Genomic DNA, 12,275 nt, shown 5'->3' with positions numbered 1-12,275 from the left:
ATGAATAAAAGAGACTTTATAAAGTTCAGCGGCCTGGCGACAGCCGGATTATTTGCCACAACAGTGTCGGCAAACTCACCAACTTCCGCTAAGTCAGGTTTGGAAAGCCTGACGTCCATGGTGGATGATATCGCTCCCATAAGTCGCGAGGAGCGACTGGCGAGGATCGCCAATGCACAGGCGATTATGGCAAAGCAAGATATCGACGCTATTGTGCTGGAACCCGGCGCGGCCATGGTGTATTTCTCGGGCATTCAATGGTGGCGCAGCGAGCGACTGACAGCCGTCGTGATACCCAGAAAAGGTGACGTGGCCGTAGTGTGCCCGTTCTTTGAAGAGCCCAGTATTCGTGAGTCTTTGCAGGTTGGGGAAGACGTGCGTGTATGGCAGGAGCATGAAAGCCCGTTTGCACAGGTAGTGGCTATTTTAAAAGATCGGGGAATTCGTGCAGGCCGTGTAGGGTTTGAACACAGTGTTCGCTTTTTTGTTAGCCAAGGCATTACAGAAGCAAATTCCAAGCTGGTTGCAGTCAGCGCTGAGCCCGTTACGCGCGGTTGCCGCATGTATAAAACAAATCACGAACTTGCATTAATGCATCGGGCCAATGCGATTACTTTAAAAGCCTATGCATTTGTGTATAGCCAACTGCAGGAAGGCATGTCACAGGGCGAGGTGAAGAGCCTGATGAACAGGGCTATGTCAGCCTTGGGCGGCGAACGCCCCTGGAGCCTGGCACTGTTTAACGAAGCGAGTGCTTATCCACATGGTACCAAACAGTCGCAGGTAATAAGTAATGGCTCGGTGGTGCTGATGGACTGTGGTTGTGCGGTACAAGGTTATCAGGCCGACATTAGCCGTACCTTTGTGTTTGGTAAACCAAATGCGAAACAACAAAAGGTGTGGAACATGGTGCGTGAAGGGCAACGCGTAGCCATGGCCGCCGCGAAGGTCGGTGCACCGGCAGGCAGTGTGGACGACGCTGTGCGTGCCTATTACCTTTCCGAAGGATACGGCCCTGATTATGCTTTACCGGGGTTGTCGCATCGCACCGGTCACGGTATTGGCATGGAAGGGCACGAGAGTGTGAATTTTGTGCGCGGCGAAAGCACGCCACTCAATGCGGGTATGTGTTTTTCAAATGAACCGGGCATTTATATTCCAGGAGAGTTTGGTGTCAGGTTGGAAGACTGCTTGTATATGACCCACAAAGGCCCTGTGTATTTTACGGAGCCGCCGTCTTCACTGGAAGATCCGTTTGGCAAGTTGGTCCCGCTTCAGTCGGTATAAGCGCCACCTTTTCTTAACCGGGGCGACAGCCGGGTATTCAGAATCGAAGACCCGGTGCGTGACACAATGGTTATGCCGTTGGCAGCTTTAGTGGCTCAATTGGCGCTGGCATGGGTTTTGGGCTGTAGGGAAAGCCTGGCAGGCTGATCAAACCACCTTGAACCAGGTGTAATGCCTCGGTATTCAACTCTTTCAATGTTGTTTGTTTCATTTTTTGCTCCGATATAGTTAGTCAATGGCTGCCCTTGCAACATTGGATTCGGGCAGTGTGTACACTCTATCGAAGTTATTTTGCTGATAAAGCTGGCCGTCAGGCGTAAAAACAGCCAGTTCTTGTGCATGTTTTATCAGCTTCCTGCTTATTGCTGTGCCCGCAGACGGTGAATAATAAAATTGCCCAGCGTTTCGCTGACAATCGGGTGCTGGTTGGATAGCTGAAATAAACAAATATTAATGGTGCCCAACTTGGGTAAATTCCGATGATTCAGCACCTGTAAGTTGGCTGGCATGCTGGATTTAGCGAGTGCGGTGATCCCTAAACCCTGCTGAATAGCCGCTACCAGGCCGGTGAGGTCGGCATTGGTGTAGGTAATCTTCCAGGCTGTGGTTTGCTGTTTTAAATGGTTGATTACCCGGCTTCTGTATATGCAGCCGTCTGGTGCCAGCACCAGCGAAATGGCATCCATGTTGGCCGGATGCAGCGGGTCGCCTACCCACACCATTTCATCTTCCAGAACCAGTTCCCCTTCGGTCTGCTGATCGGGATTCACTAACGCCAGAATAAGGTCGAATTCGTTGCGACGTGAGGGATGCAATAATTCTCTACTCAGCGCAGAGGTGACTTCCAGTGACACATCAGGGTAGCGTTTAGAAAATTCGCCGATTAAACCGGGCAGCAGGGTAGATGCAAACTCATTGGGAATACCTAAACGCAGCCGTCCGCGCAACGGAGTAGGGTCGACACTTCTGAAAATAGCATCGTTAAGCGCCAGTAATTCTTTGGCCTTGGGGTACAACCAGTTGCCGTCGGCACTCGGCAGGTGCCGCTGACCTACTTTTGTGAACAACTTTTTGCCCAACTGTTCTTCCAGTTTTTTGATTTGCAGGCTGATGGCGGGCTGCGACCGACCCAGCCATTCGCCCGCTTTGGCGTAGCCTCCGAGCTCGATAACGCCCACAAACGTACGCAAATTGTCTAAGGATAACTGCTTCATAAAGATTAGAAATGCTGATGCTAAGGTTTATTTATATAAGTATTTTAAATGTATGGATAAGAATTTCCAATTTGTTGTGTCGAAAATGCCTCCCTATACTTTTTACTCAATACGATTCATAACCTGAGTGACAACTATGACAAGCACAACGGCACAACGCACAGCGTTATATAACAAGCATCTGGAATCAGGTGCCAAGATGGTCGACTTTCATGGCTGGGACATGCCATTGCATTACGGCTCACAAATCGAAGAGCACCATGCAGTGCGTCGCGATGCCGGGATGTTCGACGTATCGCACATGACCATTGTGGATGTTACAGGCGCTCAGGCCAAAGCTTACCTGCGTCATTTGTTAGCCAACGACGTAGAAAAGCTGCAAGACAAAGGCAAAGCGCTATACAGCGGCATGCTTAACGAACAGGGCGGCGTAGTTGACGACCTCATTGTGTATCACTTCGACGCGACAAACTATCGCATGGTAGTTAACTCGGCGACCCGTGAAAAAGACATGAACTGGCTGATGAGCCAGGCCGAAGGCTTTGACGTAACCATTACCGAGCGTCCTGAGTTCGCGATGATTGCCGTACAGGGCCCGAATGCCAAAGAAAAGGCCGCGAAGGTGTTTTCTACTGCGCAAAACGAAGCGGTTGAAGGCATGAAGCCGTTTTACGGCGTTCAGGCTGAAGACCTGTTCATCGCGACCACAGGTTATACCGGAGAAGCTGGTTACGAAATCATGGTGCCAGTAGAAAAAGCCCCTGAACTGTGGCAGCAACTGCTGGACCAAGGCGTTCAACCAAGTGGTCTGGGTGCGCGTGACACATTACGCCTGGAAGCGGGTATGAACCTGTATGGTCAGGACATGGATGAAACCATTTCTCCGCTTGAAGCCAACATGGGCTGGACTATTACCTGGGAACCCACTGACCGCAAATTTGTGGGCCGTGACGTCCTCGAAGCGCAGCGTGCTGCTGGCACCAAAAAGCTGGTGGGCCTGGTAATGAAAGAAAAAGGCGTATTGCGCGCTGGCCTGAAAGTAAAAACCGAAGAAGGTGAAGAAGGCATTATTACTTCTGGTACTTTCTCTCCAACATTGGGCCACGCCGTTGCCATGGCGCGTATTCCTGCGACTAATAGCAGCACCGTTGAGGTGGAAATGCGCAAAAAGTGGGTTAAAGTAGAAGTGGTTAAGCCCAGCTTTGTCCGCAATGGTAAAAGTGTTTTATAAACGAATTTAGAAAAGAGCAGGAACATCTCATGAGTAATATCCCTTCAGATTTACGTTATGCATCATCACACGAGTGGGTTCGTCCGGAAGGCGATGGCGTTTATACCATTGGCATCACCGAACACGCTCAGGAACTTTTAGGTGACATGGTATTTGTTGAACTGCCAGACGTTGGCGACCAAATCAGTGCTGGCGACGACGTTGCCGTAGCTGAGTCAGTTAAAGCCGCTTCTGACGTGTACGCACCAATCACCGGTGAAGTACTGGCGGTAAACGAAGACCTGGAAGACTCACCTGAACTGGTTAACTCTGACCCGTACGGTGATGGCTGGATGTTTAAGGTTAAAGCTGAAGACGAAGCTGAAATCGCTGAATTACTGGATGCTGAAGCTTACGGCAGCAGCATTGAAGAAGACGAAGACTAATTCGACGCCTTCGATTGCGTGTCAACCTGCAGGTTATGCAGCAACTCAAATCCCGATGTTGCTGTTTAGCCTGAAGGGGCGCTAAGCCCTGAGTTGAATCCCCCCAACCCATTGCAAATGCTTAACACTATTATGTCTAATGCTTCAATTTCACTGGCTCAGTTAGAGCAAAAAAATGCCTTCGTTCGTCGCCACATTGGTCCGGGTGAAGATGAAATTCAATCCATGCTGGAAAAAGTAGGCGCGTCGTCGTTAGACGATTTGATGTCGCAAACCGTTCCAAAAGGAATTTGCCTGGACAAACCTATTGAGGTGGGTGAGGGCGCTACGGAAGTTGAGGCGCTAGCCGCATTAAAAGCGACTGCAGCGAAGAACAAGGTCTATCGTTCTTTTATTGGTATGGGTTACTACGACACCCACGTGCCGAATGTGATCCTGCGCAACGTGCTGGAGAATCCTGGTTGGTACACAGCGTACACACCTTACCAGCCAGAAATTGCCCAAGGCCGTTTGGAAGCCATTCTGAACTTCCAGCAAGTGACCATTGATTTAACCGGTCTGGAATTAGCGTCAGCATCATTGCTTGACGAAGGTACCGCTGCGGCAGAAGCCATGGCACTGGCCAAGCGTGTATCTAAAAACAAGAAAGCAAACCTGTTCTTCGTGGCTGATGACGTTCACCCACAAACACTGGACGTAGTTGAAACCCGCGCTGAAATGTTCGGTTTTGGTATCATTACTGGTCCTGCTGAACAGGCCGCTGAGCACGACGTATTCGGTGCTTTGTTGCAATATCCCGGCACAACCGGCGAAGTAAAAGACCTGTCTGAGGTCATTGCTGCTGTACAAGCCAAAAAAGGGATTGTGGCCGTTGCCGCTGATCTGATGAGCCTGATCATGCTGAAGTCGCCGGGTGAACTGGGTGCTGACGTAGCACTGGGTAGTGCACAGCGCTTTGGTGTTCCAATGGGATACGGTGGCCCGCACGCTGCATTCTTTGCAACTCGCGACGCGTACAAGCGTTCTTTGCCAGGCCGAATCATTGGCGTAAGTAAAGACACCCGAGGTCGTCAGGCACTGCGTATGGCACTGCAAACCCGCGAACAGCATATCCGTCGTGAGAAAGCCAACTCCAACATCTGTACTGCACAGGTGTTACTGGCCAATATGGCGTCTTTCTACGCGGTATATCACGGTCCGGAAGGCTTAAAAACCATTGCGAACCGCATTCACCGTTTTGCTGACATTCTGGCAACCGGTTTAACGCAAAAAGGACTGGCGCTGAAGCACGCCACATACTTCGATACCGTTACTGTTCAGGTTAGCGACAAAGACGCTGTTCTTGCAGCCGCGGCAGCAAAAGGCATGAACCTGCGTAGCGACCTTGAAGGCGCAGTCGGTATCGCACTGGACGAAACCACAACCCGTGCTGATATCCTGAATCTGTTCAGCGTATTGCTGGGCGATGACCACGGTTTAACCATTGAAAATCTGGATGCCGAAGTCACAACACAGGGCAGCCACTCAATTCCGGCCGAACTGGTTCGTACCAGCGAATTCTTAAAGCACGACGTATTTAACAGCTATCAATCTGAAACTGAAATGCTGCGTTACATCAAGAGCCTGGAAGACAAAGACTTAGCGCTGAATCATTCGATGATTTCGCTGGGCTCTTGCACCATGAAACTGAACGCCACAGCCGAAATGATCCCGGTGACCTGGCCTGAGTTTGGTCAGTTGCACCCGTTTGCACCGCTTGACCAGGCGCAGGGTTATCAGGAAATGATTCAGGAACTGAGCGACTGGCTGATCAACATTACCGGTTACGATGCGCTGTCTATGCAACCTAACTCAGGTGCACAGGGCGAATACGCCGGCTTGCTGGCAATCCAGCGCTACCACGAAAGCCGTGGTGAAGGTCACCGTAATGTGTGCCTTATCCCAAGCTCTGCACACGGTACTAACCCGGCATCTGCGCAAATGGTTAGCCTGAAAGTGGTTGTGGTTGCCTGTGATAAAAACGGTAACGTTGACCTGGCCGATCTTCGCAAGAAAGCCGAAGAAGTGGGCGACAACCTGTCTTGTGCCATGATCACGTACCCGTCTACTCACGGTGTATACGAAGAAACAGTTCGCGAAATCTGTGACATCGTGCATCAGTACGGTGGTCAGGTTTACATGGACGGCGCAAACATGAACGCGCAGGTGGGCATTACTGCACCGGGCTTTATTGGTTCAGACGTGTCGCACCTAAACCTGCACAAAACCTTCTGTATTCCACACGGCGGTGGTGGCCCGGGTATGGGACCCATTGGTGTTAGAGCACACCTGGCACCATTCCTGTCTAACCACACTGTGGTGAATATTGACGGTGCGGGCAAAGACTGTGGCGCCGTGTCGGCTGCGCCATGGGGAAGTGCCTCAATTCTGCCTATCAGCTACATGTACATCAAAATGATGGGCAGTGCCGGACTGCGCAAAGCAACCGAAGTGGCCATTCTGAATGCAAACTACGTAGCGAAGTGCCTGGAAGGACATTACCCGGTACTCTACAAAGGCCGTAACGGTCGTGTTGCACACGAATGTATTATCGACCTGCGCCCGCTGAAAGAAGCGTCTGGTGTGTCTGAACTGGATATCGCCAAGCGTTTGAATGACTACGGTTTCCATGCGCCAACCATGAGCTTCCCGGTAGCGGGTACACTGATGATTGAGCCAACTGAATCTGAGTCAAAATTTGAATTGGATCGCTTTGTAGAAGCCATGGTTCACATTCGCGAAGAAATCGCTAAAGTGGAAAGCGGCGAGTGGGATGCAACGGACAACCCGCTGCACAATGCGCCTCATACCCTGGCTGACATTTGTGATAACGACTGGAACCGCAGCTATGACCGCACCACAGCGGCCTACCCGGTACCAACCGTTGCACGCAACAAGTTCTGGCCAAGCGTAAACCGTATCGACGATGTGTACGGCGACCGCAATCTGATTTGTAGCTGCCCAACACTGGATAGTTATATTGAGGAGTGATGTAACCGTCTGTCGTGACCTAAGTCAATGACTTACTAAACCAAGACGATGTACTTTAAGAGGCGAACCCAAATGTGGTTCGCCTTTTTCGTTTATATGTACACAGTTTGTGAATTCGCCTGATTAGTTACAGCTGTTACTAAAACAGGCATTGGTATCGCCAAATCCGATGACACCGTTACAGTGCATGGTTTCGGCGTAGCTGCCGCCGCCACATTGTCCGTTGGCATAGTTCGCCGTGTTGTATTCCATGTCTTCTGCCTCGCGGATTTCTCCGTTTACGAATACATAGTCAACAACGACGTCTCTGCCTGAGGCATCGTTATCATATTGAACCTGTAAATTACCGGATGCACTGCCTGAATAGGTGTAGTCAGCCATTGTTGATGACAGTGTCCAGTCGGCTACCACGTTACCGTCTATCACCAGGTTGATATGCTCGCTACCGGTTACCCCTTGAGCTCTTACCGTGATGGTATCGTTGCCACTATTTCCGCCCGGTGATGCCGATGCACAATTACCGCTAAAGCATGCGCCTGTGCCGCCAAAGCCGATAACACCATTGCAGTGCATGGTTTCAGAGTAGCTGCCACCACCGCATTCACCATTTCCGTAGGTTGCCGTGTTGTATTCCATGGACTCAGCTTCGCGAGTTTCGCCGTTTACATACACACTGTCTAAGATGACATCGGCACCCGAAGTGTCGTTGTCGTATTCGACTTGCACGTCCCCGGCAGCATTGCCGGAATACACGTAGGACGATGTTGTGGTAGTCAGTGTCCAATCGGCTACTACATTGCCATCGATTAACAAATTGATATGTTCAGTACCGGTGACACCTCTTGCGTTTACTACAATATCCGTTGAAGAGGGAGAGCCTGTGCCGCCTGTAGAGCCGCCGCCCGAGTTACCGCCGCCCGAATTCGCACTGCCTTCACTTACCGTAATATCTGAGCTACCGCTACTTTGATAACCTTCAGTGGCCATAACCATGTAGTTAAATGTACCCAGGTTTAGCCCGACACTGGCCCAGGCATCAAAGTGATTGCCGGTGGTAATTGTGCCGCTTATATTGCCGTAGCCTTTGATAGGTTGGCGAACGCTGAAGTACTGATAAAAGGTCTGTGTACCTTCAATACTGGGTTGCTGTACGCGCTGACAACGCCGGATTTTATAGGTCGCGCCATCACTTTGGAATGTGCCGTAATCCACCCCGCCAGCGCAGGAAGACGGATCGTAAGAGCCATAGCTTTCGATGATGTAATACTCAACGAGCGGGTTCTGACTCCAACCGTATAACGCTAAATAGGAGTTTTGAGAGCTGTCTACACCATAGTAGCCGGAATAATTAACGGTTTTTCTTCCTCCGGGGTTCCAGCCTTTACCGCCTACCCAGTTGTTGGTGCCGCTATTCCATTGAGACTGGTAGCGTCCGCCGGGTTGCAAAGTGAAGTTGGCATTGCCGCTGTCTTTCCAGAATGAGTAGTAGAACCCATCGTGAGTGCCGGTTTCATTTTCGTATAGTGTTTGTGCCGTGACGCCTAAACTGCAGGTGAGCAATGAAAGTCCCATTGCCAAGCGTTTTGATTTTGTGCCCATTTTTGTTTCCTTTTAACTTTGTTTGTGCCATTCAAAGATGTGTAAAGGTGTGCTGCCAGACATCATTGCCGCCACTCAGAGAGGCAGGATGAGACCGCAACAAGGGCCGATACTAGGTGATCCGGTCGTGATCTCTAGCAATAAACAACATTTCATAATGTTTAATTCTTATTTCGAAAATGTTAATTAAATTAACAATTTGGTGGTTTTGATACAGTGGTACAGGTAGAAAAGTATCTGGTAATTGGGGAGCTGTTGTTTAAGTCAAAAAGAGGGGCCTGCAGTGCGCGGTACAACGCTATCGCGACGATGAGTTGGAGTACAACGCCAGGCCATTATCACTCTGTGAAAACAGGTGCTTGAGTTGCTGGTGGTAATCACTTGGTAATCGCTACTACTCAGTAGACTCTTCCAGAATATTATGTAGTTTAAATGACACACTAAAGCCTTTACCTGGCGCGCTTTCATAATTTATATCGCTGTGAAGCACCGCTTTAACCATGTTGTACACAATGCTTAAACCCAGACCGGCATTGCCTGCACCGCGTTTGGTGGTATAGAAAGGTTCAAACAGTTTCTTTAGTTCGTCTTCTTCAACGCCTTTGCCATTGTCGGTAAATGAAAGCTGATAGCCGTCACCGGCGGGCGCAACGCTAATGGTGATTTCGCACTGTTTCTGGCCAGGCGCAAAGGCATGAATAATAACATTTGAAGTAAGCGCAGCCAGAATTTGAAGGATGATTGTAGGGTAGGTGGATACATTAACGTTAGGGGGGATTCGGGTATTGAATGTAATGATTGAGTTATTCGAAGTGGCGTTATACGTTTGCACAAATTCGGCCACTAATTCAGCCAAATCAACGGTTTCTAACTTCGACGCCTCGTCGGTGTTTTTCACTGCCACGCGCTTAAAACTCGATAGTAACTTAGACGCCCTCTGCATGTTTTTCAGCATGCTCGATGTCAGGTCCTGGGCCGTATTGAGGAATTCGTCAAACTGATTCGCATCTAACTTACCGTCATCGAAGTCCCGACGTACTTCAGCTAACAGCTCTATAAGTAATGAGCAGTTACCAATGTTTACGCCCAGTGGTGTATTTATTTCATGAGAAACACCGGCAACCAACCCACCCATCGCGGCCATTTTTTCTGATTCAATCAGCTTTTCCTGCTCCGATGGATCTATCTGAGACACGTGCGGTACTTGTGCTTTTTTCATTTACCCTCAGCTCGATGTTTTCTACCACCCCAGGCGCTGTGCAGAAGCGCGTAGTGAAGTTGGGTCATTAGACTTCACTATTGAGTATAGACGATGATTTGTTGAGCGCTGGTCTCGCATTTATTTTAAATAGTCAAAGTCTTTACAAATGCGTATGCTAGACGGTCAGGAAATAACTATTCAAAGGGACGAATATGAAGTCTGCTGTTTTAAACTCGCTGAAATCACTTGGTATTGCGGGGAGTTTCGCTGTTGTTGCGCCATTTGCCAATGCGGTGGATTTAATCGATTTGGGAGATTTCCCTGCGTGGTTTACCGACGCGATGGCCAGAGAAGTCACCGTTGCAAACACCAGTGATTTTGAGCTCACCGCATTGAGTGCAAAAGGTAAAGTGCCTGGCGCGTTGTCGTTAGAAGAGCAAGAAGAAGGGTATTGGTACTATAACATCAATATTGGTACCGGCTCGCCAGTTGAATGTTATGTATTTACTGAATTTGACGGCCCTGCTAATTCCCTGAACGCCATTATCAAGCACAACCTGCAAGGTGCTGAAGCACTTAACGGCAAGAGTCTATCGGGTCAGTTCAACTATGCCATCGACAGTGGGCTAACTGGCGCTACACCTTATTTGCAACTCGATACGTTATACATGCTCGGAGAGGGCGCAGATAAAGTATCCGGTGTCATTAAGGCCATGTCTGCGCAAACTGAACAGAGCCTGCAAATTTGTACCCACAACGAAATTGGTTATCGCGCGACCTTCCGTTCAGTGTTCGACGCGTTTGTTCAGGCTTTTGCTCAACCTCACGATGCCGCTACATTCTTCAGTCCGGTTTATCGGATTTCCATCAATGGCATGCCCGTTGGTTTTAGCCGTGAAGTATTCAGTGTCGACAGTGACGGTGACGTTGGTATTGAAAATTACAGCGCTTATATTTTCCCCGTTGATGCCAGTTCTGTTGCCACTTCTGACAACGTTTCAACTTCCTGGAGTCGGGCCGATGGTTCGTTAATTAATGCGAATCAATATGCGATTGAAAACAGTACCCTGGCGTCTAGATATGCCATTAGCTACAACGAAGATGCCTGGTATGTTGAAGGCGAACTGCAAGGCAAAGCGGTTAGCGGCAAGCTAGACTACAACAGTTGGCTATTGTCTGGTCTTGGCAGCTACCTGGAAACAGAAATACTGAAGCAATCAGATAAGGCCTCTGCGACATTCCATATGTGGGCACCAGACGCCGATCCTCTCAGTGCGCTGGAAGTAAATTTAAGCAAAATCGACAGTCCGAACGCCAATTTCAAACTGGACATGGGTGCTTTAGTGATGGAATTCCAGGCCAAAGAACACGGTATCTTTGAGCAAGGCACATTGTCCAGAGGTGCTTTGAAAATGCAGATGGAACTTATTTATCTGCATGGTAAACCGGTGCTGCCGTGAGGTGGCTGGTTTCGTTATGGGTGCTGTTCTGGCATGTTCCGGTCAGCGCCGATACTGCGCCGTTAATGGCTTCGATTTCGGTTGAGCTCACTTCAGAGCAATCTTTGCCTTTAGAAAATACTATTCAGGCGACTCTGGTCACCTCTGAAGCGACCAAATTAAAAGCGGCGTTGAAGGCGTGGGAAGGCATAAACATCTTGCAGGCAACGGCGACTGAGTTGACCCTTACCATTAAACCGCGGCCGGTTTACAACGGTAGCGTAGAAACTGCCTTTTTAGCCGATAGCTTTGTTATCGATATTAACGAACCCAGCACCAAGCAGTTTGCCAGTGAGTTTATGCATTGGGTGGCACAGCCCTGGAAATTGTCTGATCTTACGGAGTACGTTAATCAATACATTGACCAGCCAAGCTATATTCACGGATTTAACTTTGCGTCTGTGGTAGCCACTCAACGCAGCGGTGATTGTACTGAATACGCAGCACTCACGACAGCCCTGGCTCGTTCACTTGGTTTGCCGGCACGGCTGGTTGTTGGCACGGTCATTGTCGAGGAATCAACGTCAATACAGGCATTTGGGCACGCGTGGACGGAAGTGTATTACGAGAATAGCTGGCAAATCATTGACGCCGCCTTATTGCAATCGACAGCGCTCAAACATTTTTATTTGCCTGCATCAGCACTGACAAACGAAGGACCAGGGTACGCCATGGCTTTGGTGCATTCCGTAGGGTTAATGCCTGAAAAAATCGTGGCGGTAAGCAACGCCAGGTAAGACCAGGCTTATGTCTGATTTTTTCTCGGTGAGCATATATTGCTGCAATGCC

General features: G+C 49.5%; 10 protein-coding genes. 6 read left to right on the top strand and 4 right to left on the bottom strand.

Annotated features, from left to right (window positions below):
• Positions 1-1,287: a M24 family metallopeptidase gene (locus BUB81_RS05800; RefSeq protein ID WP_073319690.1), complete on the top strand. Its 1,287-nt coding sequence runs from the start codon at positions 1-3 to the stop codon at positions 1,285-1,287.
• A gap of 70 nt (positions 1,288-1,357) precedes the next feature.
• On the opposite strand, the gene BUB81_RS22105 is transcribed toward BUB81_RS05800, so the two are convergent.
• The gene (locus tag BUB81_RS22105) at positions 1,358-1,498 is read right to left on the bottom strand and encodes a hypothetical protein (RefSeq protein WP_175555772.1); all 141 of its coding nucleotides are present in this window, start codon (positions 1,496-1,498) and stop codon (positions 1,358-1,360) included.
• A gap of 148 nt (positions 1,499-1,646) precedes the next feature.
• Positions 1,647-2,501 (bottom strand): LysR family transcriptional regulator, encoded by an 855-nt coding sequence (locus BUB81_RS05795; protein WP_073319687.1) that lies wholly within the window; start codon positions 2,499-2,501, stop codon positions 1,647-1,649.
• Between the two features lie 136 nt (positions 2,502-2,637).
• Here BUB81_RS05795 and gcvT point away from each other — a divergent pair, with 136 nt between their 5' ends.
• The 3 genes from gcvT to gcvP all read left to right on the top strand — a co-directional run bounded on the left by gcvT (position 2,638) and on the right by gcvP (position 7,187).
• Entirely contained in the window at positions 2,638-3,732 is a 1,095-nt protein-coding gene (gene gcvT, locus BUB81_RS05790) for a glycine cleavage system aminomethyltransferase GcvT (protein ID WP_073319684.1), read from the top strand.
• A gap of 29 nt (positions 3,733-3,761) precedes the next feature.
• The gene (gene gcvH, locus BUB81_RS05785) at positions 3,762-4,157 is read left to right on the top strand and encodes a glycine cleavage system protein GcvH (protein WP_073319681.1); all 396 of its coding nucleotides are present in this window, start codon (positions 3,762-3,764) and stop codon (positions 4,155-4,157) included.
• A 132-nt stretch (positions 4,158-4,289) separates the two neighbouring features.
• Positions 4,290-7,187, top strand: coding sequence for an aminomethyl-transferring glycine dehydrogenase (gene gcvP, locus BUB81_RS05780; protein ID WP_073320979.1), 2,898 nt, complete (start codon positions 4,290-4,292; stop codon positions 7,185-7,187).
• A gap of 123 nt (positions 7,188-7,310) precedes the next feature.
• Here gcvP and BUB81_RS05775 read toward each other — a convergent pair whose 3' ends face one another.
• Together BUB81_RS05775 and BUB81_RS05770 are read right to left on the bottom strand one after the other, a co-directional pair.
• Positions 7,311-8,786, bottom strand: a complete 1,476-nt coding sequence (locus BUB81_RS05775; RefSeq protein WP_073319678.1) for a glycoside hydrolase family 11 protein — start codon at positions 8,784-8,786, stop codon at positions 7,311-7,313.
• Between the two features lie 394 nt (positions 8,787-9,180).
• Positions 9,181-10,005 (bottom strand): sensor histidine kinase, encoded by an 825-nt coding sequence (locus BUB81_RS05770; RefSeq protein ID WP_073319675.1) that lies wholly within the window; start codon positions 10,003-10,005, stop codon positions 9,181-9,183.
• 194 nt (positions 10,006-10,199) lie between these two features.
• Between BUB81_RS05770 and BUB81_RS05765 the strand changes: the two genes are divergently transcribed.
• Positions 10,200-11,447 carry a hypothetical protein gene (locus tag BUB81_RS05765; protein ID WP_073319672.1) on the top strand — a complete coding sequence of 416 codons (1,248 nt, stop codon included), beginning with the start codon at positions 10,200-10,202 and terminating at the stop codon, positions 11,445-11,447.
• Complete coding sequence (locus BUB81_RS05760; protein ID WP_073319669.1) at positions 11,444-12,223, top strand: transglutaminase-like domain-containing protein; 780 nt, start codon at positions 11,444-11,446, stop codon at positions 12,221-12,223. Before BUB81_RS05765 ends, BUB81_RS05760 begins: the two co-directional genes overlap by 4 nt.
• Positions 12,224-12,275: the final 52 nt, after the last annotated feature.

Origin of the sequence: Marisediminitalea aggregata, assembly GCF_900129565.1 — a bacterium.
Taxonomy (GTDB): Bacteria; Pseudomonadota; Gammaproteobacteria; order Enterobacterales; family Alteromonadaceae; genus Alteromonas; species Alteromonas aggregata.
This window is presented reverse-complemented; position numbering and strand designations above follow the sequence as displayed.